The sequence below is a fragment of the Streptomyces sp. NPDC054047 genome (assembly GCF_055585065.1).
This window is the reverse complement of record NZ_JBVJKV010000007.1, coordinates 165,663-191,010: the sequence shown is the minus strand read 5'-3', so window position 1 is coordinate 191,010 and position 25,348 is coordinate 165,663. Positions and strand designations below refer to the sequence as shown.

20 protein-coding genes are annotated in these 25,348 nt (G+C 70.0%); 4 read left to right on the top strand and 16 right to left on the bottom strand.

Annotated features, from left to right (window positions below; genetic code table 11):
* Window positions 1-39: 39 nt before the first annotated feature.
* The 5 genes from ACZ6ZP_RS25385 to ACZ6ZP_RS25365 form a co-directional block, all read right to left on the bottom strand.
* Window positions 40-924, bottom strand: coding sequence for a geranyl diphosphate 2-C-methyltransferase (locus tag ACZ6ZP_RS25385; RefSeq protein ID WP_351165769.1), 885 nt, complete (start codon window positions 922-924; stop codon window positions 40-42).
* Between the two features lie 14 nt (window positions 925-938).
* Window positions 939-2,216: a family 2 encapsulin nanocompartment cargo protein terpene cyclase gene (locus ACZ6ZP_RS25380; protein WP_468615764.1), complete on the bottom strand. Its 1,278-nt coding sequence runs from the start codon at window positions 2,214-2,216 to the stop codon at window positions 939-941.
* 97 nt (window positions 2,217-2,313) lie between these two features.
* A complete protein-coding gene (locus ACZ6ZP_RS25375) occupies window positions 2,314-3,723 on the bottom strand; it encodes a family 2B encapsulin nanocompartment shell protein (protein WP_351165765.1) in 1,410 nt (469 codons plus the stop codon).
* Between the two features lie 579 nt (window positions 3,724-4,302).
* A complete protein-coding gene (locus ACZ6ZP_RS25370; protein WP_351165763.1) occupies window positions 4,303-4,947 on the bottom strand; it encodes an HAD family hydrolase in 645 nt (214 codons plus the stop codon).
* Between the two features lie 4 nt (window positions 4,948-4,951).
* Entirely contained in the window at window positions 4,952-5,710 is a 759-nt protein-coding gene (locus tag ACZ6ZP_RS25365; protein WP_366464444.1) for a DeoR/GlpR family DNA-binding transcription regulator, read from the bottom strand.
* Window positions 5,711-5,783: 73 nt separating this feature from the next.
* On the opposite strand from ACZ6ZP_RS25365, the gene ACZ6ZP_RS25360 reads away from it, so the two are divergent.
* Window positions 5,784-6,965 (top strand): MFS transporter, encoded by a 1,182-nt coding sequence (locus tag ACZ6ZP_RS25360; RefSeq protein WP_469408503.1) that lies wholly within the window; start codon window positions 5,784-5,786, stop codon window positions 6,963-6,965.
* Window positions 6,966-6,974: 9 nt separating this feature from the next.
* Here ACZ6ZP_RS25360 and ACZ6ZP_RS25355 read toward each other — a convergent pair whose 3' ends face one another.
* The gene (locus tag ACZ6ZP_RS25355; protein WP_366464442.1) at window positions 6,975-7,739 is read right to left on the bottom strand and encodes a TetR/AcrR family transcriptional regulator; all 765 of its coding nucleotides are present in this window, start codon (window positions 7,737-7,739) and stop codon (window positions 6,975-6,977) included.
* Between the two features lie 216 nt (window positions 7,740-7,955).
* Between ACZ6ZP_RS25355 and ACZ6ZP_RS25350 the strand changes: the two genes are divergently transcribed.
* Window positions 7,956-10,211, top strand: a complete 2,256-nt coding sequence (locus ACZ6ZP_RS25350; RefSeq protein ID WP_469408502.1) for an MMPL family transporter — start codon at window positions 7,956-7,958, stop codon at window positions 10,209-10,211.
* A gap of 60 nt (window positions 10,212-10,271) precedes the next feature.
* Here the strand turns inward: ACZ6ZP_RS25350 and ACZ6ZP_RS25345 are convergent, their stop codons facing one another.
* From ACZ6ZP_RS25345 to ACZ6ZP_RS25315, 7 genes are all read right to left on the bottom strand, one after another.
* Window positions 10,272-12,473 carry a discoidin domain-containing protein gene (locus ACZ6ZP_RS25345; protein WP_469408501.1) on the bottom strand — a complete coding sequence of 734 codons (2,202 nt, stop codon included), beginning with the start codon at window positions 12,471-12,473 and terminating at the stop codon, window positions 10,272-10,274.
* Window positions 12,474-12,505: 32 nt separating this feature from the next.
* The gene (locus tag ACZ6ZP_RS25340; protein WP_469408498.1) at window positions 12,506-14,422 is read right to left on the bottom strand and encodes a glycosyl hydrolase family 28-related protein; all 1,917 of its coding nucleotides are present in this window, start codon (window positions 14,420-14,422) and stop codon (window positions 12,506-12,508) included.
* A 49-nt stretch (window positions 14,423-14,471) separates the two neighbouring features.
* A complete protein-coding gene (locus tag ACZ6ZP_RS25335) occupies window positions 14,472-16,079 on the bottom strand; it encodes a glycoside hydrolase family 13 protein (protein ID WP_469408497.1) in 1,608 nt (535 codons plus the stop codon).
* A 79-nt stretch (window positions 16,080-16,158) separates the two neighbouring features.
* Window positions 16,159-17,034, bottom strand: coding sequence for a carbohydrate ABC transporter permease (locus ACZ6ZP_RS25330; protein ID WP_469408495.1), 876 nt, complete (start codon window positions 17,032-17,034; stop codon window positions 16,159-16,161).
* Window positions 17,035-17,052: 18 nt separating this feature from the next.
* The gene (locus ACZ6ZP_RS25325) at window positions 17,053-18,009 is read right to left on the bottom strand and encodes a carbohydrate ABC transporter permease (protein WP_361467568.1); all 957 of its coding nucleotides are present in this window, start codon (window positions 18,007-18,009) and stop codon (window positions 17,053-17,055) included.
* Window positions 18,009-19,454, bottom strand: coding sequence for an extracellular solute-binding protein (locus ACZ6ZP_RS25320; RefSeq protein ID WP_361467613.1), 1,446 nt, complete (start codon window positions 19,452-19,454; stop codon window positions 18,009-18,011). The genes ACZ6ZP_RS25325 and ACZ6ZP_RS25320 overlap by 1 nt, the downstream gene beginning before the upstream one ends.
* A gap of 222 nt (window positions 19,455-19,676) precedes the next feature.
* A complete protein-coding gene (locus ACZ6ZP_RS25315; protein ID WP_351165745.1) occupies window positions 19,677-20,699 on the bottom strand; it encodes a LacI family DNA-binding transcriptional regulator in 1,023 nt (340 codons plus the stop codon).
* Window positions 20,700-20,963: 264 nt separating this feature from the next.
* On the opposite strand from ACZ6ZP_RS25315, the gene ACZ6ZP_RS25310 reads away from it, so the two are divergent.
* Window positions 20,964-21,311 carry a hypothetical protein gene (locus tag ACZ6ZP_RS25310; RefSeq protein WP_351165742.1) on the top strand — a complete coding sequence of 116 codons (348 nt, stop codon included), beginning with the start codon at window positions 20,964-20,966 and terminating at the stop codon, window positions 21,309-21,311.
* 80 nt (window positions 21,312-21,391) lie between these two features.
* Here ACZ6ZP_RS25310 and ACZ6ZP_RS25305 read toward each other — a convergent pair whose 3' ends face one another.
* The 3 genes from ACZ6ZP_RS25305 to ACZ6ZP_RS25295 all read right to left on the bottom strand — a co-directional run bounded on the left by ACZ6ZP_RS25305 (window position 21,392) and on the right by ACZ6ZP_RS25295 (window position 24,177).
* The gene (locus ACZ6ZP_RS25305) at window positions 21,392-22,177 is read right to left on the bottom strand and encodes an SAM-dependent methyltransferase (protein WP_469408492.1); all 786 of its coding nucleotides are present in this window, start codon (window positions 22,175-22,177) and stop codon (window positions 21,392-21,394) included.
* Window positions 22,178-22,318: 141 nt separating this feature from the next.
* Window positions 22,319-23,221, bottom strand: a complete 903-nt coding sequence (locus tag ACZ6ZP_RS25300; protein ID WP_351166248.1) for a serine hydrolase — start codon at window positions 23,219-23,221, stop codon at window positions 22,319-22,321.
* Between the two features lie 53 nt (window positions 23,222-23,274).
* Window positions 23,275-24,177 (bottom strand): LysR family transcriptional regulator, encoded by a 903-nt coding sequence (locus ACZ6ZP_RS25295; protein WP_361467565.1) that lies wholly within the window; start codon window positions 24,175-24,177, stop codon window positions 23,275-23,277.
* Between the two features lie 168 nt (window positions 24,178-24,345).
* On the opposite strand from ACZ6ZP_RS25295, the gene bla reads away from it, so the two are divergent.
* The gene (gene bla, locus ACZ6ZP_RS25290) at window positions 24,346-25,290 is read left to right on the top strand and encodes a class A beta-lactamase (RefSeq protein ID WP_469408491.1); all 945 of its coding nucleotides are present in this window, start codon (window positions 24,346-24,348) and stop codon (window positions 25,288-25,290) included.
* The last annotated feature ends 58 nt before the right edge of the window (window positions 25,291-25,348 follow it).

The following is a 25,348-nucleotide window of genomic DNA, read 5'->3' as shown; positions in this document are numbered from 1 at the left end:
CGCCGGTCGGCGGGCCCGGCCCCTTGGACCGGCGGTCGGTCAGACGCGGTCGGCCGCGATCAGGACGTACTGGAAGGAGCCGTCCTTGTACGAGTTGATGAACGCCTCTTCGATGCCGGTGACCAGGGACGACGTGGCCCGCAGCTCCCAGTAGGGCAGGGTCGCGGGCGTCAGGTCCACGATGGCCTGCGGGACGAGGCGGTTGTCGGCCATGGCGCGCAGGTACTCCCGGCGGGAGTGGATGTTGCACTCGAAGTGCGCGTTGATCTGGGAGACCCACTTCGAGGGCTGGCCGTACCGCGGGTTCCAGCAGCCGGTAATGGTCACATAGCGGCCGCCGACCTCGAGGACCCGGCTGTGCTCGGAGAACAGGTCGTGCAGGTCGACGTACATGCTCGACTCGTTGTTCCACGAGCCCGCGGCCTGCCCGGTCTCGAAGGGCATGTCGAGCATGTTGCACACGCGGGCGCGGACGTGGTCCTGGAGGCGCAGTTCCTGGGCGCGCCGGTTGGCGAAGTCGGCCTGCTTGGCCGACAGGGTCACGCCCTCCACCGTGCACCCGAACCGCTGGTGGGCCATGACCATCGATCCGCCCCGCCCGCACCCCGCGTCCACGAGCGTGTCGTCGGGGGCGATGGAGCCGAGGTGGTCCAGGAGGACCTCGGCCTGCGCCGACTCCAGGCGGTGCAGCTCGGTGATCAGCTTCTTCTCGTGCTCGCTGTCGTCGGCATCCCCCAGGGCGGCGTGGTCGACGTCGCCGATGCCGTAATGGTGGTGGTAGAGCCCGTCGACGTCGCCGAGGCGCAGATTAACGGGACGCGCCTCGTTGTTCCAGTAGCGCGCGATGTCGCCCTGGTAGGGCGTCGCCGGTGCGGGCACGAACGCGGAGGCGCTGTCGACAGTGGTGAACTCAGTGCTGGTCACAGGTGATTCCGTCCTTACCAGAAATCGGGCAGGCTGTAGCGGTAGGTGTTGGTCTGGTGCCAGTAGTGGTTGCCGTCGACCCATACGGCCACGCCCCGCAGGAAGCGCAGCACGCTCGGGACCGCGCACGAGGCGGCCAGGGCGGCGGCCTCGGCCTCGAAGTCGCGCATGAGGTCGTTGTGGACCTCGATCGCCTTCAGATAGGCGTCCTGGTCGGAGACGCCCTCGCGCTCGGCGATCACCACGGGCAGGTTCAAGTGCCGTCCGGGGCTGGCGAGTTCCTTGGTGTACGAGTAGAGGTCGTTCACGATGGTGCTGGCGTTGCCGGCGAGTGCGAGGACCCGCTGCATGGCGGGCTGAGCATGCAGGTCCGCCGGCAGTTCGTAGCCGCCGATGGTGTCGGTGATGGTGGGGCAGGGCCGGAAGTTGTTGAACTGCCGCATCGCCAGGTACTCCCACACCTCGGGCGTGTGGTCGGTCTGGGCCCAGGCGCCCTCCGCGAGATAGCCCAGGTGCAGCCGGGCCATGTCGTGCCGGAAGCGGTCGGCCTGGGAGGCGGTGGACTGGCGGACGAAGTACTCCATCGCGGAGCGGTAGGCGCGCCGCGGGGCATCCTCGTGCAGCGACTTCGCCCACTGCGGCTGGTACTCCTGCGGCGCGTGCAAGGGGTCCAGAGCGGTGTGCGCCAGCAGAAGGCGCCCGCCAAGGCCGACGGGCGAGCCGCCGTGGTCCTCGCAGTAGCAGTCGTCGACCGCGTTCTCGGCGACCATGAGCCGGGTGGCGATCATCAGGTGGTCGATGGTCGGGGCGTCGGGATGGCAGGCCACCATGTAGCGCCCGACGGAGAAGCCGTCGAACTGGCCCTCCCACTCGTCGGGGAACAGCTCGACCTCGTCCACCGCCCAGTCCTTGATCCGGCGGCTGACCTCCTCCACACGCGCCGGGTCGGGCTCGGGCACCGGGTGGTAGTAGAGACCCGGGATGTGCAGGGCGTCCGCCGGCGCTTCGGCGGCCGGGGGCTCTGAGGGCTCCGGAGGCATCGACGGCGCCGAGGACGCCGAGGACGCGGGCAACTCCGGCGGCAGGGCCAGATGCAGGCCCGCCGTGCCCAGACCGCTGGGGCCGCGCAGGATCCGCTCCAGGGCAGGGCTCGGTTCCCTCGCCGCGGCTGGACGGGGAACCGAGGGCGTGGTGGGCGGGACGCCGGCGGCGTGGGTGGGGACGTGGTCCCCGAAGCGGGCCGCGGCGGCAGGCAGGCTCGGCTGCGGCGGGGAAGACCCAGGATCGGGCATCCGTGGCTCCTTGGTGGGGTGGGCGGCCTCTGCCGGATCCGGGCACACTCGCCCGGCCCGGGAAGGTCCGGGCTGTCGTGGCGGTCCGACGGATCCTCTAGGCGGGCCTGCGGGCGATCTGCACGTTCTCCAGCACGCCGAGTGCGTTGGGCACCAGGATGGCGGCGGAGTAATAGGTGCTGACCAGGTACGAGATGATCGCCTGCTCGCCGATGCCCATGAAGCGCACCGACAGGCCAGGCTCGTACTCGTCCGGCAGGCCGGTCTGGTGCAGACCGACGACGCCCTGGTTGTCCTCGCCGATGCGCATGGCGAGGATCGAGCTGGTCTGCTCCTTGGTGATGGGGATCTTGTTGCAGGGCAGGATCGGGACCCCGCGCCAGGCCGGCACCTGCTGCCCGCCGAGGTCGACGTGATCGGGGTAGATCCCGCGGGCGTTGAGCTCGCGCCCGATCGCCGCGATGGTCCTGGGGTGGGCGAGGAAGAACTTCGTCCCGCGGCGGCGGCAGAGCAGTTCGTCGAGGTCGTCCGGGATGGGCGGGCCCGAGTGCGGCTGGATGCGCTGCTTGAAGTCGGCGTTGTGGAGCAGGCCGAACTCCCGGTTGTTGATCAGCTCGTGCTCCTGGCGCTCGCGCAGCGCCTCGATGGTGAGCCTGAGCTGCTCCTCGGTCTGGTTCATCGGCCCGTTGTAGAGGTCGGCGACCCTGGTGTGGACCCGCAGAACGGTCTGGGCGACGGAGAGTTCGTACTCGCGCGGCTTGAGCTCGTAGTCGACGAAGGCACCGGGTAGGGCGACTTCGCCGACATGTCCGGCCGACATCGCGATCTCGGCCTCGCCGTGCTTGTTCTGGCGCTGCTGAGGCAGTCGGCGGAGCTCGTCGAGGTGGGCCTGGAGGCTCGGTGCCGAGGACAGCACGGAGTCGAAGTCGGCGCGGGACAGGGTGAGCAGGGTGCCGGCGGTCTCGGCGGTCGCCGTGGAGTCCCACCTGGCGTCGGCGTCCAGCAGGGCGCTTTCCCCGAACCGGTCTCCGTCGGCGAGGACCGCGACGCCGACCTCGTCTCCGTACTTGCCCACGGAGTGCTGGTTGATCCGGCCGTGGGCGATCAGGTGGAGCTGACCGGCGGGAGTGCCGCGCTCGGCAAGGACCTCACCGGCGCGAAACTCGCGCTGGACGCACCGGTCGGCGATCGCGGTCAGGACCTCCACGTCCTCGAAGCCGCGCAGCAGGGCCAGTTCGCCGAGTTCCCGGGGGATCACCCGGACGTCCGCGCCGTCCTGGACGAAATCGATGCGCCCGTCGCCGACGGTGTAGCTCAGCCGGCGGTTCACGCGGTAGGCGCCGCCCTTGGTCTCCACCCAGGGGAGCATCCGCAGCAGCCAGCGGGAGGTGATCTCCTGCATCTGCGGGGCGGACTTCGTGGTGGTGGCGAGATTGCGGGCAGCCGCCGTACTCAAGGACCGCCGCGGCGGCTCCAGTCGCGCTTCCGGGCTGGTCTCAACGGTCATCGGTCGAGCTCTCCTTCACGAGGGAGGTGATCAGTGCAGGCGCGCCAACCGGCGAAAGCGGAAGTAGCGGTGTAATCTCCGGGATTTCATCCAGATCCGGTGACCATTTAACGGCCGTTGCGCCTGGCTCGCCCGATAAGACCGTTGGCAGCACACGAAACGGTGATCTTGCTCCGCGCGGGGTTTATCCCGACGACCGATGGCGTTCTGGCCACCTGCCCCAGAGGACGCACACCTCGCCTGCTCTCCGTGATAGGGACACGATGTGACGATGCGTCAGGGCTTCGCGGACATCTGGGAGGGCGCCGCGGGCTGTCGCTCCTCGGGCGGCGCCCCCCGACCGTCCGCACCGGCGGGAACGTCGAGCCCGCTGCCGGGCGGTCGGATCCAGCCAGGCGCGATACGCGTCATGACCGCGGGGCGGCAGGGGGCCGCGCAGCGGCACGGACGTCTCTCGCAAACGTGATCGAGACACTCGGTGCCGTCGACTACGAGCGGTTCGCCCGGGACGAGTTGAGCGCCAAGCCGCTGGACCGCACAGCCCTCTCCCTCACCTCTCCCTCTCCCTCACCCTCGCCGTCAGAGAGCTCCCCGGAGACGCTCAGGCGTCGTGAACAGGTGGCCGCGGATGCCAGCCGTCTCGGCGGCGCGGATGTTCTCCTCGCGGTCGTCGACGAAGAGGATGCGGTCCGGTTCGGTGCGCAGGGCGGTCAGGCACCAGTCGTAGGCGCCGGGATCGGGTTTGGCGTGGCCTATGCGGCAGGAGAAGGCGCGCACGGAGAAGTGCTTGAGCCAGGCGTGGTGTTCCTCGTAGTAAGTGGCCAGCTCATCGGGGATGTTGGACAGGAGCGCGATGCGGCGGCCGGCTGCCGCGAGCTCCTCGACCAGGGCGACCATGACCTCGTCCACGGCGCTCCAGCTGGCGACGTCGGCTTCGATGAGCCCCGCGATGCGGTGTTCGTCGAAGCGGGTGGCGAGGGTGTCCGCCACTTGGCGCCAGTAGGCGGGGCCGGTCAACACGCCTTGGTCGTACGGCTGTCGGCGCGCCCAGTAGGCGTCCCAGAATGCCGGGGCGGCCACTCCCGCAGCCCGGGCGATGCGGCCCTTGCCTTCGGCGGACTGGTGGCGCGCGATGACGCCGAACAGGTCGAAGAGCACGACGTCCGGCGAGGCGGGCGAGGCGTGTGAGACGTACGAGACGTGCGATTCAGGCGAGTCCGGCATGGGGTCACACCTTTCGTACGGTGACGCCGGCGGCCACCAGCGCGTCGGTCTCGTCCTGGGCGGCGGCCTCGTCGGTGACGACGGCGTGAAGAGCGGCGGCGGGGGCGACGAAGGCCAGGGCCGTGCGGGAGAGCTTGGGGGCGTCCGCGACCGCGATGACGCGGCGGGCCGAGGCGATCGCGGCACGTTTGACCGCGGCGTCGTCCAGGTCGTACGCGGTCAGGCCGTGAGTCGCGCTCAGTCCGCAGCAGCCGATGACCGCGGTGTCGAAGCGCAGGGCGGCCAGGGACGCCTCGGTCAGCGGCCCGGTCAGCGCCAGCTCGCCGGGGCGGGGGCGGCCGCCGGGGACCAGGAGCGTCAGCTGCGGTGCCCCGGTCAGCGCGTTCACCGCGTGCAGGGACAGCGGCAGCACGGTCAGCCGGCGCTGCTCCAGCGCGCGGGCCACTTCCAGGCAGGTGGTGCCGCTGTCGATGACGACGGACTCGCCGTCCGCGATCAGGCCCGCGACCTCGGCGGCGATGCGCCGCTTGGTCTCGAGCCCCTCCTGGGCCCGGAGCGCGAAGGGCGGTTCCTCACCGCGCAGCAGCAGGCTTCTGGCGCCGCCGCGGTAGCGCTCCAGGACGCCTTGGTCCGCCAGGGCCTCCAGGTCGCGGCGGATGGTCATCTCCGAGGCGCCCGTCAGTTCCGCCAGCTCCGCGACGCCCATCCGCCCGGTCTCGCGTACGGCATCGCTGATCTGCCTCAGTCGGTCTGTGCTCGCCATGCCGCAATTGAACATCACCAATGTTCGATATGCAATCTTCCGAACAGACATCATGTTCGTTATGTTCGTGGACATGGAAAGATCGCTGCGCTCGGGCCGCCTTGCCACCTTCGTCTACTTCACCCTCAACGGCTTCCTCATGGGGATGTGGATCGTCCACATCCCGGCCGTCGAGCACCGCGCCGGCATCAGCCACGCCGTGCTCGGCTGGCTCCTGCTGCTGCTCGGCGCGGGTGCCTTCGTCGGCATGCAGCTCGTGGGCCGACTCACCGACCGCTTCGGCGCCCGCACCGTCGTACCGCTCAGCGCGGCGCTGTGCAGCGCCGCGGTGATCCTGCCGGGGCTCGCCACGAGCACCTGGGCGCTGGGGGCGGCGCTGCTGGTGCTCGGCTTCGGCAACGGCTGCCTGGACGTCAGCATGAACGCCCACGCCGTCCAGGTCGAGCGCGGCTACGAACGCCCCGTCATGTCCGCCTTCCACGCCACCTTCTCCATCGGCGGAGTCCTCGCCGCACTGGTCGGCGCCCGCACCCTCAGCTGGGAGCTGAGCCCGGCACTGACCCTCGGCACGGTGGCGCTCTTCGGCCTGGCCGTGGCCGCACTGGCCGCGCCCTCACTGCTGCGCCCCGAGGCCGACCCCGAACGAGCCGCCGCCGAGGCGGTGACCCGGCGCAGGACGCCGAGGCGCATCTGGATGCTGGCCGCGCTCGCGCTGATGCTCATGCTCTGCGAGGGCGTCGCCAACGACTGGAGCGTGCTGCACCTGCGCGACACCCTGGACGCGCCCGCCGCCACCGCCGCCCTGGCCTACGGCGCCTTCGCCACCGCGATGACCGTCGGCCGGCTGCTCGCCGACCGCGTGTCCGCGCGCTACGGCCCGGTGGCCGTGCTCCGCCAGGGAGCGTCGGTGGCCGCCGTGGGCATGACGGTGGCCGCGCTGTCCCCCTGGATACCGCTGGCCCTGGTCGGCTGGACCGTGTTCGGCATCGGCCTCTCCGGCTGCATCCCCCAGCTCTTCAGCGCCGCGGGCCACGCCGACCAGGACGCCGCCGGGGCCAACGTCTCGCGCGTCGCGGGCCTCGGCTACCTCGGCATGCTCGCCGGGCCCGCCGTCATCGGACCGCTCACGCACGCCGTCCCGCTCAACCTGACGTTCTTCCTGCCCGTGGCGTTCTGCGTCCTCGCCGCCTGCACCGCCGGGATTCTGCGCCCCCGGCCCACCGCCGACACTCCCATGGAGAGCACAAGCGTCTGACCGGCCGCGTCACGGTCCGGCTCCAGGACGCGGCTCCGGCACCGCCGCCTCGGGAATCCGGCGGCGGACGTCCTCCAGCAGGTTCCGCATCCCCATGCGGAACAGCTCGGCCTGGTGGTCGCCGAGGAATGCCGTGTGCCCGAACACCTCCAGGACCACGAGGCCATGAAGGTGCCCCCACGCGCTCAAAAAGAGGGCGGTCGCGGGAGGCGGCAGATGCCCCAGGCCGAAGTGCGGCAGCTGCTCCAGGTACGCCGCCAGCTCGGACGAGAGCGCGGGGGCCTCGGCCGCGGCCAGTTGCGCCGTGCTGAACCCGTCGAACAGTTCGCGCTCGAAGATGGCGCTCATCCGGCGCGTCGCCTGGGTGGTCGGGCCTTCGGCGGGTGCCTCGTAATCCCGCAGCGGCGTTCCGTAGAGGAGCTGGAAACGCTCGGGGTGGACGATGGCCCATTGCCGGTAGCCCTCGGCCGCGACCACCAGGCCCGGCAGGTCCGGGTCGTCCGCCGCGGTGTCGACGGCGGCCCGCACGGCATCGGCCAGGTCGTCGTACGCCTTGGCGACGAGCGCCGTGACCAGGGCGTCCCGGCTCGGGAAGTAGTGGTAGAGCGCCTGCACGGTCATCTGGAGGCTGCGGGCGACCGCACGCAAGGACAGCGCCACGGGGCCGTGTTCGGCGATGTGCCGCTCGGCGGCGTCCAGGATCTCCTGCGTGGCGGCGGCCCGGCGTCGCTGGCGCAGGGAGGGCGGGGCTGTGGCGTGTTCCTCTGCGGGCATGAGGCGACTTCCTCCGGCTTCCGGGTGTGAAGAAAATCTAACACTGCCAAATTTACCGTCTCCTCACTAACGTCGTTCCCGGCGACGAAGAGTGCAGCACCGCACCTGTTCTGACGGAGCGAAAGACGCTCCGCGAAGCACCTCGCCGGACCCTCATCACCCGGCTCCGGCCGCTTCGCGCCGTTTTCACCGCAAGGACACCAAAGGAGAGCGTGCGTGTTTGAACGCATAGCCGAACTGGCCATCCGCAGGGCCCGGTTGATACTCGTCGTCGCCGTCGTGGCCCTGGCCCTCATGGGCGCCCTGGGCGCAGGCGCCTTCGGCAAGTTGCTGGGAGGCGGCTACGACAACCCGGCCTCGCAGTCCACCCGGGCCGGAGAAGTCATCGACGAGAAGTTCGGCGGGGAGACCAACCTGGTCCTGCTGGTCCGCGCCCACGAAGGCCGCGTCGACACCCCCGACGCCCGACAGGGCGGCAAGGCCCTGGTGGCCGACCTCAAGAAGGAACAGCACCTGCGGAACGTGATCTCGTACTGGGACACGGCAAGCCCCGACCTGCGCTCCAAGGACGGCCGCGAGGCCATGGTGCTGGCCCATGTGCGGGGCGACGACCTGGAACGCGACCAGAACGCCAAGAGCGTCATCGACGCCTACGCCGGACCGAACGAGGGCGGGCTCACCGTGGAGGCCGGCGGCGGCGCCGCCGTCACCAGCGAGATGGGCACCCAGTCGGGCAAGGACCTCGTCCTGGCCGAGGCCATCGCCGTGCCCCTCACCCTCATCCTGCTCCTGCTCGTCTTCGGCAGCCTGGTCGCGGCCCTGCTGCCGCTGGCGATCGGCCTCATCGCCATCGCGGGCACGTTCGCTGAGCTCTTCGTCCTCGGCAGCGTCACCGACGTCTCCATCTTCGCGATCAACCTGACCACGGCCCTGGGACTCGGCCTCGGCATCGACTACGCCCTGCTCATGGTCAGCCGCTTCCGGGAGCAACTCGCCACCGGGGCAAGCGTGGAGGACGCCGTGCGCCGCACGGTGAGCACCGCGGGCCGCACCGTCGCCTTCTCCGCCGCGACCGTGGCGGCCGCGCTGGCGGCCCTGCTGGTCTTCCCGCAGTACTTCCTGCGCTCGTTCGGCTATGCCGGGGTCGGTGTCGTCGCCGTCGCGGCCATCAGCACCCTGTTCGTCATGCCGGCCCTGTTCGTCGTCCTGGGACACCGTGTCAACAGCGGACGTCTGCCGTGGGCCAAGCGCGGGCGCGCCGCCACCCGAACCCCCCTGTGGGGACGGCTGGCCGGCACCGTCATGCGGCGCCCCGCGCTCACCGCGCTGCCCGTCCTCGCGGTGCTGCTCCTTGCGGCAAGCCCCCTCCTCGGCATCACCTTCGGCACACCGGACGAACGCGTACTGCCCGAGGACGCCAAGAGCCGCCAGGTCTCGACGGTCCTTCAGGAGAAGTTCAACGGCAACGACGACGCGGCCCTGCACGTCGTCATCGACAGCCCCGTGAGCAAGGGGACCTTGAAGTCGTACGCGGATGAACTGTCGGGGCTCAAGGGCGTGGTCCGCGTGGAGACCAGCGCGGGCACCCACGCCGACGGACGGTCCGCGGCGGCCGACCCCGGCAACAAGGCCCTCGGCCGCCCCGACGCCCAGCAGATTACCGTGGTGAGCACCTTGCCGCCCAAGTCGGACGCGGCCCAGGACCTGGTCGGCAAGGTGCGGGCGCTCACTCCGCCCGCCGGGACACAGCCCCTGGTGGGCGGCGTCGACGCCGAACTGGTCGACTCCAAGGACTCCATCGGCAGCCGTCTGCCCATCGCCGTGGCCCTGGTCGCCCTGACCACGTTCCTCCTGCTCTTCCTGTTCACCGGCAGCATCGTGCAGCCCCTGCGTGCGCTGCTCCTCAACCTGATCAGCCTGGGCGCGACCCTCGGCGTCATGACCTGGATCTTCCAGGACGGCAACCTCTCCTCCCTGCTCGGCTTCACCGCGCAGCCCATGGAGGTGTCCATGACGGTGCTGATGTTCTGCATCGCCTTCGGCCTCTCGATGGACTACGAGGTGTTCGTCACCAGCCGCATCAAGGAACTGCACGACCTGGGCGAGGACAACGAGTCCGCCGTGACCAACGGCCTGGGGCACACCGGCCGTATCGTCACCGCGGCCGCCTGCCTGCTCGCGGTGAGCTTCTTCGCCTTCGGCACGGCCAAGCTCAGCTTCATGCAGATGTTCGGCCTGGGCAGCGGCCTCGCCATCCTCATCGACGCCGTCGCCGTGCGCGGCATCCTCGTACCCGCCGCGATGCGCCTGCTGGGCCGCTCGGCCTGGTACGCGCCCGGCTTCCTGCGCAGGCTCCACGGGCGCATCGGCCTCAGCGAAGGCGGCCCCACGCCCGAGCCCGCCGCCGCGCCACGACTCGTGACCGAGTCGTCGACGGAGTCGTCGGACGAGAAGAGGTCGACGCAGGTCTGACCCGCCGGAGCACCCCGCCCGCCCCGGTCACGACCGGGAGCGAGCGGGGCGCGCGGCGTGTCAGGACAGGTAGGCCTCCACTTCGCTGAACTGCGCGGCCGGCCACCCCGTGTTGGCCGTGACGTGCAGTCGCAGGTGCCGGACGTCCGGAGCGGAGGCGGGCAGCGTGATGGTCACCTTGTTGCCGCTCGCCGGGTCGAAGCGGTAGCCCTTCGACTCCGCCAGCGTCCTGTAGGTGGCGCCGTCGGTGCTGCCCTGGACGGTCAGGGTCTGCGTCCTTGCCTCCCAGACCGCGGGCGGCGGCAGCTTCAGGACGAGCCTGCGCACCGCTTCGGACTTGCCGAGGTCGACGGTGATCGACTGGGGGAAGGCGTTGTTGGTGGATTCCCAGTACGTCGCCGCGTCACCGTCGACCGCCTTGGCCGGGGTGTAGACGTCGGCGGAGCCGGTCGCGGTGGCCGGGCGGCTCTTGGCGAGGTTGCGGTCCGGGTCGGGGTCGGGGTTGCCGCCGCCGGGCGTGGGCCAGGTCGAGCAGTTGTCCCAGGTGCTGTCCCAGCCGGAGTTGCCGCCGCCGTCGGTGAGGGTGAAGGTGCCGGAGCCGGTCGGGTAGGGGCAGTTGTAGACGCCGGCCGCGCCCACCCCGGTGGCCTTGACGTTCGACATCTTGACCGCGCCGGGCGTCTCGGCCTGGACGACGACCGTGCCCACTTTGTCGATGGTCGTGCGGTCGATGGTCACGTTCTTCACCGCCTTGCCCGTGCCGCCGCCCGACACGAACTCGTACGCGCTCCAGGGGCTGTCGGTGATCGTCGTGTCGGTGATGTTCACCGTGGCCTCGATGGCGCTGTCGTACGCGTCCACGCGCAAGGCGCCCATCGGGTGCTGCCAGTTGGGGTTCATGGCGCCGGTGCGGACGAGGGTGTTCCCCGAGACGGTGATGGTGCCGGCCAGCGGGAAGAACGGGTCCATGAACTTCTGGTTGGAGATGGCGATGCCACTGCCCAGGGCGTTGGTGTCGAGGATCAGGTTGTCCTTGACGGTGATGTCACGCCCGCCGTAGACGGCGATGCCGTTGGCGAGGTTGGGTTGCGAGATGGTGTTGCCGGTGAAGCTCGAGTCGCTGTTGGTGGTGTTCAGGGACCACATCGCCAGGGCGTCGTCACCGGTGTTGCGCAGGAAGTTGTTGCGTACGTCGACACCCCTCGCCGTGCCGTTGAGGTTGAGGCCGTCGGCGGTCATGTCGAGGAAGCGGTTCTTCTCCACGACCAGGTTGTCGTTGTTGCCCATCAGCCACAGGCCGACCTTGAGGTGCTGGAGCCACATGCCGGAGACGCTGGAGTTCGGGCCGAGCGATCCGTTGACGAAGTTGTCCGGGCTGCTGTCGACCCGTTCGGTGACCTCGCCGATCACCGCGAAGTCGTGCAGGCCCACCTTGCCGGTGGGTGCGCTCGACTGGTCGATGAAGCGTGAACTGCGCACGACCGAGTGCCAGTTGCCCGCGCCGCGGATCGTGACGTTGTCGACGTTGTTGAGCGACTGGGTGAGCTTGTACTCGCCCGGCGGGATCCACACCGTGCCGCCCTTGGCCGCCGCGATGGTCTCGCGGAAGGCCTGGGTGGAGTCACCCTGGCCGGAGGGGTCGGCGCCCTTGTCGGTGACCGAGAGCGCGCCGGACGGCTTGGCCGCGGCCGCCGCGACCTGTTCGAAGTCGGCGACGTCGACCGTGACCTGGGTGGACGTGGCCTCCAGTTTCACCTTGTCGCCGGACTGCAGGTTCTGGCCGAGCTGCAGCCGTGCGTTGTCGAAGAGGTGATGGGTCTTGGAGCCCGCGATCCAGGAGGTGTCGACGTAGCTGTACTTGGACGTGACGGCCAGCGTCCTGGAGATCTTCTGGCCGTTGACGTACACGGCCATCGAACCCGACTGGCCGTCGGGGACGTTGTAGGCGACGTTGAGCGCGTTCGCCGCCTTGGCGAGCGTGAACTCGACGCTCTGGCCGGCCGCCAGACGCACGGCCTGACGGCCCGACGCCTCGGAGGCGACCGTGCCCTGGGTGTAGTCGGGTCCGATCTTGGTGCCGTTCGTGGTCGCGCTCTCCGCCTCGACGGAGGTGAAGGGCAGGGTGGCGCCCGCGGCCGCCTCGGCGGCGTGCGCGCCGGTGGCCGTCAGGCCGGTGACGAGGGTGCCGACGAGGCCCGCGGTGGCCACGGCGGCGTACCACTTGCGGATGGATCTTGTAGTGCTCCTGTCGTGTCTGGTCATGGAATGGTGCACCTTCCTGGTGAGTGGGGAGGTCAGTGCTCGGTCTTGGGTGAGGGCGTCGCGGATCGGGCCTTGGGCCACGCGTCGCAGTAGGTCGCGGGGAGCTTCTCGTTCCAGCCGGAGTTGCCCGCTCCCTGGGTGATCGTGAAGCGGTCGCCCAGGCAGCTGTAGACGGGTTCACCGAAGCCGAGCCCGGTGGCCGTGACGCGGGTGAAGGAGGCGGCGCCGGGGTCCTGGAGCTGGAGGGCGAAGGTGCCGGTTCCGTCGATGCGGACGTCATCGAAGCGGACGCCGCGGGTGGTCCCGGAGATGAACTGGATCGCCGAGTAGGAGCTGTCGAGGATGTCGGTGTCCGTGACGTTGATGGTGGCCTTGTCGATGGGGCTGTTGCGGGCGTCGAACCACAGGGCGCCGATCGGGAAGTTCCAGCCGGTGTCCGTGTTGCCCGCCCGGATCAGGGTGTTGCGGGCGAGGGTGAAGGTGCCGGTGACATCGGTGCCGTTGCCGGGGGTGACGCCGTCGAAGCGGTTGCCCACGTGCAGGCCGCCGCCGTTGGTGAGGTTCTCGCCCAGGACGTTGTCGGTGACGGAGATGTCCTTGCCGCCGTAGACGGCGACGGCGTTCGCCAGGATCGGCAGGACCACCGTGTTGGACGTGAAGGCGTTGTCGGCATTGGTCTTGGTGTCGGCCCACATCGCGAGACCGTCGTCGCCGGTGTTGCGTACGAAGGTGTTCTCGACCTTCGAACGCGTCACGCCCCAGTGGAAGTTGACGCCGTCAGCCGTCTGGTCGAGGATCCGGCTGTTCTTGAGGGTGAAGTTGTCCATCGGGCCGTCCATCCAGGCGCCGACCTTGGTGTGCTGAAGCCATACGTTGTCCACCGTCGAGTCGCTCAGGGCGCCGCCGATGGCGTTGACCTGGTCGCCGTCGACCCGGTCGGTGATCTCACCGAGGATCGCGAAGTCCTTGAGGGTGACGTCGCGACTGGGCCCGCCCGCCTCGTGGGGGCGTATCTCGCCCTTGTAGCCGCCGCCCTGGACGTACTTGCCGTAGATCCCGGCCGCGCGGTTGCGGTCGGTCGGGTGGCGGCCGGTGAGCTCGGAGTACCAGGGGCCCGCGCCGCGCAGCGTCACCCGGTCGACGACGACGTGGTCGGTGAGCTTGAAGCGGCCCTGGGGGATGTAGACGTCCTTGCCCTGGGAGCTGCCGGCGTCGACCGCCCGCTGGAAGGCGGCGGTGGAGTCCTGTCCGCCGGTGGGATCGGCTCCGTAGTCGGTCACCGAGAGAGCGCCGGTGGGGCGGGCGATCGGCGCCGCGACCTGTTCGAAGTCGGCGAGGTCGATGACCGCCCAGTCGGTGGCACCGGTCGAGGGCAGCTGGACACGCACCTTCGTTCCGGCGGGGAGGGTCTTGCCGAAGAGGGCCCGGGTCTCGTCGTAGAAGTGGTGCGGGGTGCCGTCGGACGGGCGGTTGCTGAAGGGGTAACTGCCGTAGAACCAGCTGTACTTGGAGGTCAGAGTCAGCTCGGCGAGTTGGTTCCCGTCCGCGCTGAGCCGCAGGGGTGCGCTGATGCCGGTCCCCTCGGCGTTGTCGGGCAGGGCGTAGCGCAGGGAGACCGCGTTGGCGGGGGCGGTGAGGGTGAAGTCGACGTACTCCCCCGCCGCGTCGAGCCGTACGGCGGTGCGGCCGGAGGCCTCCGAGGGGAGGGTGGTGTAGGTGCGGTCGGGTCCGATGACGGAGCCCGACGTGACCGCGGCCTCCGCCTCCAGTTCGGCGAAGGGGACGCTCGCGCCACGGCCCTCGACGGCCAACGGCGAGACGGGGGTGGGCGGTTCGGCGGCGTCGGCCGTGCGGCCCGCGATACCCAGGGCCGCGGCGCAGGCCAGTGCGGCGCATGTTGCCGCTACTCGTCTGACTAAGGGGACTGATCCAGTTCTTGTGGGGGGCATGACATTCCCTTCTCCTGGGGGGTGGGGGATGGCGCATGGATGCGGTGCGTCAGATGCGCAGCCAGACCGCCGTGTCCTGCGGCAGCCGGCCCGTTTCGTCCAGGGGGCCGCTGGCCAGCAGGAGGCGGGTGTGGACGGGGAGGTCGCAGGGCTCGGGGGCGAGGTTGACGACGCAGGCCAGGCCCGGCTCGCGGACGAAGGCCAGGACGCCGTCGGCGGCAGGCAGCCAGGTCAACGGGCCGTCGCCGAAACCCGGTTCGACGCGGCGCAGCCGCAGGGCGTCGCGGTAGAGCGTGAGCATGGAGCGCGGGTCCGTGGCCTGGAGGTCGGCGGCGTACGCGGGCCAGCCCGCCGGCTGCGGCAGCCAGGGTCCTGTCATCGACCCGAAGCCCGCGTGCGGTTCGGCGGCCGTCCAGGGCAGGGGCACCCGGCAGCCGTCGCGGCCCGGGTCGGTGCCGCCGGAGCGCTCGTGCATGGGGTCCTGGATGCGGTCCAGGGGGATGTCGGCCTCGGGCAGGCCCAGTTCTTCGCCCTGGTAGATGTAGACCGCGCCGGGCAGGGCGAGGGCCAGCAGGGCCGCGGCGCGGGCGCGGCGGGTGCCGAGGGTCAGGTCGGTGGGGGTGCCGAAGGCCTTGGTGGTGAAGTCGAAGCCGGTGTCCTCGCGGCCGTAGCGGGTGACCGTGCGCGTCACGTCGTGGTTGCACAGCACCCAGGTGGCGGGGGCGCCGACCGGGGCGTGCTCGGCGAGGGTGGCCTCGATGGACGTACGCAGCCGCGCGGGCTCCCACGGGCAGGACAGGAAGGAGAAGTTGAAGGCGGTGTGCAGTTCGTCGGGGCGCAGATAGCGGGCGAAGCGTTCGGCGTCGGGGAGCCAGACCTCGCCGACGAAGATGCCGCCGTACTCGTCGGCGACGGCCCGCCAGGAGCGGTAGATGTCGTGGAGTTCGTCGCGGTCGATGAAGGGGTGCGGGTCGACTCCTTCGGTGAAGTCGGGCAGGGCGGGGTCCTTGGCGGGCAGGGCTGCGGAGTCGATCCGTACGCCGGACACGCCGCGCTCGAACCAGAACCGCAGGACGTCCTCGTGTTCCTGACGGACCGCCGGGTGGGCCCAGTTGAGGTCGGGCTGTTCGGGCGCGAAGAGGTGGAGGTACCACTCGCCGTCCTCGACGCGAGTCCAGGTCGAAGCGGTCGCGGAGAACTGAGAGGGCCAGTCGTTGGGCGGCAGTTCACCGTGCGCGCCACGGCCGGGGCGGAAGTGGAAGAGCTCGCGCTCGGGGGCTCCGGGTCCCGCGGCCAGGGCCGCCTTGAACCAGGGGTGCTGGTCGGAGACGTGGTTGGGGACGATGTCGACGATGGTGCGGATACCGAGGGAGCGCGCTTCGGCGATCAGTTTCTCGGCCTCGGCGACGGTGCCGAACGCGGGGTCGATCACGCGGTAGTCGGTGACGTCGTATCCGCCGTCGACCATGGGCGAGAGGTACCAGGGGCTGAACCACAGGGCGTCGACGCCGAGTTCGGCAAGGTAGGGCAGCTTGGCACGGACGCCCGCGAGGTCGCCGGTGCCGTCGCCGTCACCGTCCGCGAAGCTGCGTACGTACACCTGATAGATGACGGCCGAACGCCACCAGGAGGCATCGGTCGGGGAGGTGGCTGCCACGTGAGGTTCCTTTCGGGCAGGTGGGACCCCGCCGCCGCGGCGCTTGGCCGGTGGCGGGGTGCGCGGGTGGGCCCGGGGGTCAGCCCTTGAGGCTGCCGGCCGTCAGGCCGCTCATGATGTTGCGCTGGAAGATCAGGAAGATGATCAGGGTCGGCAGCGAGGCGATGGCCAGGGCGGCGAGCAGCCAGTTCTCGGAGACGCTGGCGGCCAGCGAGTAGATGCCGATGTTGACCGTCTGCTTGGAGGGGTCGGGCAGGGTGAGCATCGGCCAGAGGAAGTCCTTCCAGACCGCGACCACCGCGAAGATCGACACGACGCCGAGGATCGGCCGGGACAGGGGCAGGACCACCGAGCGCAGGGTGCGCAGCGGGGATGCTCCGTCGATGGCGGCGGCGTCCAGGAGCTCACGCGGGATGGAGTCGAAGAACCGCTTGAGCAGAAAGATGTTGAAGGCGTTGGTGACCGAGGGGAGCCAGATCGCCCAGGGCGAGTTGATGAGGTTGCGCTCCACGACCGGCACGTCCAGGACGGTCAGGTACTGCGGTACGACCAGGACGGTGGCCGGGATCATCAGGGTGAGCAGCATCATCCCGAGGATCGCCTTGCCGAACACGGGCCGCAGCTTGGAGAGCGAGTAGGCGGCGGCCACGTCGAAGATCAGCTGGAAGGCGAGTGCGCCGAACGCGTAGTACAGGGTGTTGAACAGGAGCCGGGCCAGGTCCATCACGCCCCAGGCGTCCGCGTAGTTCTGCGGATAGACGGCGTCGGGGACCAGGGTGGGCGGTGTCTGGGCGAACTCCTGCGGGGATTTGAGGCCGCTGGTGACCATCCAGTACAGCGGGCCGATGAAGACCAGGGTGAAGACGACGGTCACCACGGTGAAGGCGGTCCAGTACAGGACCTTGCCGCGGGGCCGGGCCAGTTGGGCCGGGGAGATCAGGGTGCGTGTGCTCATGTCCGTGCTCTCCCCCGGCTAGTCTTCGCTGCCGGCGCGGCTCAGCCGTGCGTACGCCGCCGAGAATCCGGCGAGCAGTACGAGCAGGACCAGGCCGAGCGCCGCCGCGCTGCCGTAGTTGTTGAAGGTGAACGCGTACTGGTAGATGAGGTGGACGACGGTCAGGGTCGCGCCCTCGGGGCCCGCGCCGCCGGTGAGCAGGAACGGCTCGACGAACACCTGCATGGTGGCGATGATCTGCAGGAGCAGCATCAGCGAGAGGATCAGCCGGGTCTGCGGGATGGTGACGTGCCAGATCCGGCGGAAGACGCCCGCGCCGTCCAGCTCGGCCGCCTCGTACAGCTCGCCGGGGATGGACTGCAGCGCGGCCAGGTAGATCAGGGTCGCGCCGCCCATGTTCATCCAGGTGGCGGCGACGACCACGGAGATCATCGCGGTGTCGGTGTCCTGCAGCCAGGCCTGTCCCGGGAGGCCGACGGCTTCCAGGATGCGGTTGAACAGGCCGTATCCGGGGTCGTAGAAGTACTTGAAGAGCAGCACGGAGGCCACCGGCGGCAGCATCACCGGGAGGTAGACCAGCAGTCTCAAGTAGCCGCGGCCGTGCCGGAATTCATTGAGGATCAGGGCGATGGCGAAGGGCACGGCGAAGCCGAGCAGCAGCGCGAGGGCGGTGAAGAGCAGGGTGTTGCGCCAGGCCTGCCAGAACGCCGGGTCGTTGAAGATGTAGCTGAGGTTGGACCAGCCGGCCCAGACCGTCTCGCCGTTCTCGGTCTTCTGGAAGGCCAGGATGAACTCCCTGACCATCGGATACCAGGAGAAGACCGAGAAGCACAGCAGGGCGCCGATGAGGAAGGCGTGGGCGGTGAGGTTGCGCTTCAACGCCTGGCGGAACGCGCCGCGTTCGGGGCGGGCGGCCCGGCTGCCCGTCGGTGAGGACGGCCGGGCCTTGTTCTCGGAGAGGGTGGGAGCGGACATCACTGGTTGGCCAGGACCTGGTTGACCTGTTGTTCGGCGGTCTTCAGGAGCTTGTCCGCGTCGGCGTCCTTGTTGGTGAGGACGGCCGACATCAGCGTGTCGAGGACCTTGTAGACCTCCTGGGCCTTGGGCGGCTCGGCCTTGCCGGTGACCGGCTTGTCGGTGAAGGCCTGGAAGTTCTCGACGGGCATGGTCGAACTGGCCGCGCGCGCCTTGTCGTCCTTGGTCTTGCTCTCGCCGGTCCAGAAGTTCGGCTGCGGCAGGCCCACGGGCAGCCCGTCCGCCTTGGTGCGGGCCCAGTCGAACTGGCCCTTGCCGACGCTGAGGAACTTGAAGTTGATCCAGGCGATCGCGGCCTTGATCTGGTCGGGCGAGCTGCCCTTCTTGATCATGTAGTCGTTGCCGCCGAAGAGGGTCGCCTTCTGGCCGGGTATCGGGCCCATGCCGAAGTCGTCGTACTTCGCGCCGAGGTTCTGCACCATGTACGTGATGTCGTCGGGCGCGGCGAGGAACATGCCCAGCTTGTCGGCGGCCATCTGCTTCTGCAGGTCGCCCCACTTCAGGAGCTGGGTCTTGCCCATGCTGTTGTCGTCCCAGCGCATGGCCTTGAGGTTGTCGACGATCTGTTTGCCGGTGGCGTTGTTGAAGGCGGCCTTGGTGCCGTCCTCGCTCACGATGTCGCCGCCGAGGCCGTAGGTGGTGGCGGTGAAGTGCCAGCCGCCGTTGTTGCCGGCGCTGTACTCGCCGAAGCCCGAGACGCCGTCGCCCAGCGCCGCGATCTTCTTGGCGGCCGTGCGGACCTCGGCCCAGGTGGTCGGGGGCGAGTTGGGGTCGAGTCCGGCCTTCTCGAAGAGCTTGCGGTTGATCAGCAGGCCCATCGTGTAGTTGCTGTAGGGCAGGCCGTAGAGCTTGTCGTCCTTCTTCAGGACGTTCAGGACGTTCGGGTCCATGTCCCCCAGCGCCGGGACGGACTTGTCGTTGACGTAGGCGCTGATGTCCTGGGCGCCGTCGTTGTCCAGGACCTGCTGGAGATCGGTGAAGTAGGTGTAGAAGACGTCCGGTTGGGACTTGGCCTTCAGCATCGCGGTGAAGCGGGGAGGCTCCAGGCACGGGTCGGTCTGCTTCCCCTTGATCGTGACGTTCGGGTACTTCTTGTTGAACGCGGCGACGTCCTCCTTCCACTGCTTGAGCTCGGCCTTCTCGGCGGCCGGCGGCATGCAGTCGATGGTGAGCGTCACCTTGGTCTTCGGGTCCAGCGGGGCGGCGGCGTTGGCCGCGTCCACGCCTTTGTCCCCGTCGGAGTCGCCCTCGTCGCTGCTGCTGGTGCCGCAGGCCGCGAGGGCGGTGAGGGCGAGCGCGGAGGCGACGGCGACCGTGGCGGTACGGCGGTGGGTGGTGCGAGTGGTGCCAGTGGTGCGGCGGCGGATGCGTCGGAGGTACGGCATTCCGGAGCTGCTCATCGGTGGACCCCTTTGGACAGCGCCACCCGCCCGTGCGGGCGGGGACGACGGCATGGCAGGAGCGGGAAGCCCACAGCTGCGCGGACTGTGTGGCGGCGCCCACTCAAGCACTGCCAGCAGATCCACGCAATATCTCGCGCGATGATTGAAAGAAATTGATAGTTCAGAGGCGGTAGCCGCCCGGCGGCCGACGGGCTCCTCCCCCGGCTACCCCTGCGCCTCCTCCTGCGGCGGCTGCCCCGTCGAGCCGCGCACCACCAGCTCCGGCTCGAAGAGCAGTTCCTCCGTGGGCACCGCGCTCTGCGCGATCTGCAGGGCGAGGAGCTCGACCACGGCGCGGCCCATGGCCTCGATGGGCTGACGCACCGTGGTCAGCGGGGGTTCGGTGCAGGTCATGAACGCCGAGTCGTCGTAGCCGACGACGGAGACGTCGTGCGGGACGCCCAGCCCCCGGCGGCGTGCGGCGCGCACCGCCCCGAGCGCGAGGGGGTCGCTCGCGCAGATGATGCCGGTGACCCCGGCGTCCAGGAGCTTCACGGCGGCGGCCTGGCCGCCCTCGATCGAGAACATTCCCCGCGAGACATGCTCCTCGGGCAGCGCCCCGCCGACCCGTTCGGCGATCGCGCGGGCGGCGACGAGCTTGCGCTGCGACGGCATGTGATCAGCAGGTCCGAGCACAAGGCCGATGCGCCGGTGGCCCAGCGAGGAGAGGTGCCGCCAGGCCTGTTCGACCGCGACCGCGTCGTCGCAGGAGACCGCCGGAAAACCGAGCCGCTCGATGGCCGCGTTGACGAGAACGACCGGGATCTTGCGCGCCGCGAGCCGCTTGTAGTGCCCGTGCGGGGCGTCCGCCTGCGCATACAGCCCACCGGCGAACACCACACCGGACACCTGCTGTTGCAGCAGCAGTTCGACATAGTCCGCCTCGGAGACCCCACCCTTGGTCTGGGTGCACAGCACCGGGGTCAGCCCCTGCTGGGCGAGCGCTCCGCCGATCACCTCCGCGAACGCGGGAAAGATCGGGTTCTGCAGCTCTGGCAGCACCAGACCCACCAGCCGGGCCCGCTCGCCACGCAGCTGGGTGGGCCGCTCGTACCCCAGGACGTCCAGGGCCGAGAGCACGGACTGCCGGGTCGCCTCGGAGACTCCCGGCTTGTTGTTGAGCACCCGGCTGACCGTGGCCTCGCTGACCCCGACCTTCCGCGCCACCTGAGCAAGTCGTCGCGTCATGCACGCAAGAATAGTGCAATTCTTGCGTTCTGTTTGCGTGCTTGCTGAATCCGTTCGGGATCGCCCCCGCGGGCCCCTCGCACACGCGGCCCGTACCGCCATCGGTGACGCGCGCCGAGCACCGCTCCCCGATCCCTGGCGGGACCGAACGGGTGAGGGCGGATCGTTTCAGCGGCGCATCCGCTCGAAATCAGGTATCCCTGCTGGTCAGGACGGGAATGCGGGATGCGTTCACGTGCCGTTCCCAGCAAAGGAAAACGATCCATGCGTCTTCGTCACTCACTGGCCGCCGCGGCCGGTGCCGCCGCGCTGATCCTGACCGTGCCCGGCTCCGCGTACGCGGCCGAGGGCGACTTCAGCTACACCTACGTCAACGGGGCCGGTGAGGAAAAGCAGGCCACCCTGCACGACCCGGCCAGCGGAGAGTGCGTCATGCTCGACGAGGCGGCCCAGGAGTACAGCCAGCCGCCCGCCCACTCCCCCAAGAACCGCACCGGCTCCTTCGCGATCGTCTTCACGAACGCCGACTGCTCCGGCGACGACTTCACGCTGCGCCCCCACACCGGCGGCGCGAGCGAGCGGCTCAAGCTCCGGTCGGTCCTGTTCTCCTGACCCTCGGCAGTGCCGCCCGCTCCCTGCCTGCACGGGGCCATGCCCTCGGGCAGGCAGGGACCCGCCTCACGCCTCACGCCTCAGGGAATGCGGGCGACCGCGACGTAGAAGCCGCTCAACTCGGTCTTGGGCGCGGGTGATTCCTTGTACCAGTGCGTCGCCGTCACCAGGCCCGGCTCGACCATTTCCAGCCCCTCGAAGAAGCGCTCGACCTCCGCGCGGCGCCGCATCCTCAAGGGCACCTGCCCCTTCTTGTAGGTGTCGGTCACGGAGTCCGCGAGCGCGGGGTGCTCGTCGGTGGTGCCGTGGGACAGCACCAGATAGCTGCCGGAGGGCAGCGCGTCCACCAGGGTGCGCGTGAGGCCGTAGGGGTCCTCTTCGTCGGTGATGAAGTGCAGCAGGGCGATGAGGGAGAGCGCGATGGGCCGCTCGAAGTCCAGCAGGTCGCGGGCGCGGTCGAGGATCGCCTCGGGCCTGCGCACGTCCGCCTGGACATAGTCCGTGGCGCCTTCCGGAGTGCTGACCAGCAAGGCTTCGGCGTGCCGCAGCACGATCGGGTCGTTGTCGGCGTACACGACCCGGGAGCTGGGAGCGATCGCCTGCACGATCTGGTGGAGATTGGGCGCGGTGGGGATGCCGGTGCCTATGTCCAGGAACTGCCTGACACCGTTGTCGGCGAGCCAGGCTGCGGCGCGCTGCATGAACGCACGGTTCCGCGCCGCGTTCGCGCGTGCCTCGGGCGGCAGCTTCTCGCCCAGCTCCTGATCGACGAGGTAGTTGTCCTTGCCGCCCAGAAGCCAGTCGTAGACACGCGCGGGGTGCGGCTTGCTGGTGTCGATGTGGACGTTGGCGTCGTCTGCAGTCATCCGTGGCTCCCCTACGTGTCCGACCGGTTCAGTGCGCGGCAGGCGATGTTCGTCCCACTCCGGCCGAGAAGGATCTTCCGACGTCACGGGTCGGTAGGTCAACTGCTGTGGCTGGTGAGGGAGTTCATCGCGGCGCGGCGGCTACAGCTGCCGAAGGTGATCACGCAGGCTGCGGGCGGCCTGTGCCATGAGGGCGTCCGCGCCGGGCTGTGCGCTGGCCGGGACGAGCGACTCGGTCAGGACGGCGATCGCGAAGGACTGGCCGTCGGAGTGCTCGACGACGCCGATCTCGTGCCGCAGGTTGAGCAGGGTGCCGGTCTTGGAGGACCACGTACTGGCGTCGGAGATGAAGTCCGGGGTGAGGCGGTGCCGCAGTACGTTGTGGGCCAACAGATCGCGCAGCCGCTCGGCCACGTCCGGGTGGATCTTCGACGGCGTCCACAGCGCTTGCAGCAGGTCGACGAAGCTGCGCGCGCTGCCGGTGTTGGCGCGGGTGGTGTCCAGCTGCGGCACCCGGTGGCCGCGGCCGCTGGTGCCGGCGTCGATGGCCAGGGCGTGGGCGAGATGGATCTGGTCGGGGTCGAAGCGTTCCACCGGGGTGTCGAACAGCTCGCCCACGGTGTGCCGTACGGCGATGGAGCGGATGCCGAGCTCGTGCAGGATGCCGGTGACCTGGGCGGGCGGGGTGAGCTCGAACAACGCGTCGGCGGCCGTTCCGTCGCTCAGACACGTGCTCAGGTAGAGCAGGTCGTCGATCGCGATCCGGGCGGGGTGGCGGAAGCGGCTCAGTCCGGTGGGGCCGGGTGTGGTGACCCGTCCGGGCTCCACCTCGAGCGCCGTCGCCCCGTCGAGCTCGCCGCGCCGGATCCGCTCGACCGTCGCGAGCGCGAGCGGGACCTTGACCAGGGAGGCGGAGGGCAGGTGGGTGTCCGCCTCGATCCCCAGCTCCTCCCCCGTGTGCAGGTCGCGCACGAGCAGGCAGCCGTGCAGGCCGCCGTCGCGCAGCTGCTGACGCAGGTCGCGCAGCAGGGCCTCGGTCCTCATGCCGCCGCCGATGCCGCCCAGGCCGCTGCCCGGGCCACCGTCCATGCCGTCGGTCATTGCGCCGTCCCTCCCCTGATCCCTGCCTGCGCACCCGCGCCCAGGCAGCGGGCGATGGCGTCGCCCAGGCGCGCCTCGATGTGCTGCGGATTGCCGTCCGCGGCGGCGGCCAGGGCGAACCCCCGGCCGAGCGTGATCTCGCCGATGGGCCGCCAGGTCAGGGCGAGTTCCTCGGCCTGGGCGAGGGAGCAGAGCAACAGGTCGCCCGAGCAGAGGACTTCGGCCGCGGCGCTCGTCAGATCGGCCGCGGCGGTCAGCTGCGCGGGCCGCAGGCCCACCGCGTCGCGCAGGCGCGTCAGCGGATCGCGGATGTGCGGCACATCGTCCTCCGGCTGGATCCAGACGCGGCGGGCGGGCCCGGGGGTGGCGCGTCCGACCCGCAGCGTCTCCAGGTAGACGCGGCGCACTCCGGGATCCTGGGCACCGGCAAGCCCGAGCGGCACGGACCACGTCGCCTCGTCCGCCGGCACCGCGAGCAGGGCGGCGCGCACCTGCTGCGCGTGGAGGAGCTCCCTGCGCTGCGTGGGCGCCGCGACCCGCAGGTCGAGCGTGACACCGTGGCCGCGCGCCTCGGCGACCAGGCGGGCCAGACCCACCGTGGAGCAGATGCCGGGCACGGCGAGCCGCCACGGCTTGCGTTTGACGGCCTCCGCCTCGTCCAGGAGCACGTCGGCCGCCTGCACCAGCTGCCGGGCGGTCGGCAGCATGTCCCGCCCGAAGGGGGTCAGGACGGCGCGCCTCGACGTCCGCTCGAACAGCGGCTCACCGAAGCGTTCCTCCAGCGCGGCGACACGACGGCTGGCCACCGACTGGGACATCCGCGCCGCGGCCGCACCGTCGGTGAAGCTGCCGTACTCGCTGACGCTGACGAACGCGCGACACGCTCCCACCAGATCCACGCCCCGCACCCTATGCCAGATCGGCATGGAACCACGCATGAGCGTATTGGACCGCATACGCACCCGAGGGCAAGGGTGGTCCTGGCACTCACGACCACGCACCGGGACGGAGCCGTGCCGCCCCGTCCCCTATGCGCCCTGCCGCTGGGGCGCCCGGAGGTTTGGCCCATGCACCACACCCGTGCCCGTCGCGCCGTTCTCGGCGCGCTTGCCACGCTCTGCGTCGTCCCGCTCGTGGCCTGCGCGGACGGCGACTCCTCGGCCTCGTCGTCCCCCTCCACGGCGACCACGAAGCACGCGGGAACCACGAAGCCCGCACAGGCGGCGAAGCCGTTCGCCCGCGATTTCAAGGCGCTTGAGCGCAAGTTCGACGCGCGTCTCGGTGTCTACGCCCTCGACACCGGCACCGGGCGCGAGGTCGCCTACAACGCCGGTGAGCGCTTCGCCTACAACTCCACGTTCAAGGCGCTGGCCGCCGGAGCCGTGCTGGACAAGTACTCCCTGAGCGGCCTCGACCGGAAGATCACGTACTCCAAGGACGATCTGGTCGCCAACTCCCCCGTGACCGAGAAGCACGTCGAGACCGGCATGACCCTGGGCGCGCTGTGCGATGCCGCCGTCCGCTACAGCGACAACACCGCGGCCAACCTGCTCTTCGACCAGCTCGGCGGCCCCAAGGGGCTGGACGCCGCGCTCGAGAAGATGGGCGACCACGTCACGCGGATGGACCGCCGCGAGCCCGACCTGAGCAGCTGGGTCCCGGGCGAGAAGCGGGACACGAGCACGCCGCGGGCGCTGGCCAAGGACCTGCGCGCCTTCGTCCTCGGGGACGCCCTGGGCAAGGGCGAGCGCGCACAGCTGACCCGGTGGCTCAAGACCAACACCACCGGGGACCACACCATCAAGGCCGGTGTGCCCGAGAACTGGGTGGTCGGCGACAAGACGGGAACCGGCAACTACTACGGCGCCCGCAACGACATCGCCGTGGTGTGGCCGCCCGACGGTGCGCCCATCGTCATGGCGATCTTGTCGAACCGCGCCAAGAAGAACGCCGAGCCCGACGACAAGCTCATCGCGGAAGCGGCCTCCGTGGCCGTCGACTCGCTGTCGTAGCGGGTTCGTATCTGGCGCGGCCGCTGAAGCAGTCGGACCAGGAGGTACGCCGCCGGGG

Coding starts and splice junctions, on each gene's coding strand:
- ACZ6ZP_RS25340 (WP_469408498.1), bottom strand. CDS start 14,422: ATGCCCCCCACAAGAACTGGATCAGTCCCCTTAGTCAGACGAGTAGCG.
- ACZ6ZP_RS25325 (WP_361467568.1), bottom strand. CDS start 18,009: ATGTCCGCTCCCACCCTCTCCGAGAACAAGGCCCGGCCGTCCTCACCG.
- ACZ6ZP_RS25365 (WP_366464444.1), bottom strand. CDS start 5,710: ATGGCGAGCACAGACCGACTGAGGCAGATCAGCGATGCCGTACGCGAG.
- ACZ6ZP_RS25305 (WP_469408492.1), bottom strand. CDS start 22,177: ATGACTGCAGACGACGCCAACGTCCACATCGACACCAGCAAGCCGCAC.
- ACZ6ZP_RS25310 (WP_351165742.1), top strand. CDS start 20,964: ATGCGTCTTCGTCACTCACTGGCCGCCGCGGCCGGTGCCGCCGCGCTG.
- ACZ6ZP_RS25355 (WP_366464442.1), bottom strand. CDS start 7,739: ATGCCCGCAGAGGAACACGCCACAGCCCCGCCCTCCCTGCGCCAGCGA.
- ACZ6ZP_RS25370 (WP_351165763.1), bottom strand. CDS start 4,947: ATGCCGGACTCGCCTGAATCGCACGTCTCGTACGTCTCACACGCCTCG.
- ACZ6ZP_RS25380 (WP_468615764.1), bottom strand. CDS start 2,216: ATGCCCGATCCTGGGTCTTCCCCGCCGCAGCCGAGCCTGCCTGCCGCC.
- ACZ6ZP_RS25320 (WP_361467613.1), bottom strand. CDS start 19,454: ATGCCGTACCTCCGACGCATCCGCCGCCGCACCACTGGCACCACTCGC.
- ACZ6ZP_RS25360 (WP_469408503.1), top strand. CDS start 5,784: ATGGAAAGATCGCTGCGCTCGGGCCGCCTTGCCACCTTCGTCTACTTC.
- ACZ6ZP_RS25345 (WP_469408501.1), bottom strand. CDS start 12,473: ATGACCAGACACGACAGGAGCACTACAAGATCCATCCGCAAGTGGTAC.
- ACZ6ZP_RS25375 (WP_351165765.1), bottom strand. CDS start 3,723: ATGACCGTTGAGACCAGCCCGGAAGCGCGACTGGAGCCGCCGCGGCGG.
- ACZ6ZP_RS25330 (WP_469408495.1), bottom strand. CDS start 17,034: ATGAGCACACGCACCCTGATCTCCCCGGCCCAACTGGCCCGGCCCCGC.
- bla (WP_469408491.1), top strand. CDS start 24,346: ATGCACCACACCCGTGCCCGTCGCGCCGTTCTCGGCGCGCTTGCCACG.
- ACZ6ZP_RS25315 (WP_351165745.1), bottom strand. CDS start 20,699: ATGACGCGACGACTTGCTCAGGTGGCGCGGAAGGTCGGGGTCAGCGAG.
- ACZ6ZP_RS25300 (WP_351166248.1), bottom strand. CDS start 23,221: ATGAGGACCGAGGCCCTGCTGCGCGACCTGCGTCAGCAGCTGCGCGAC.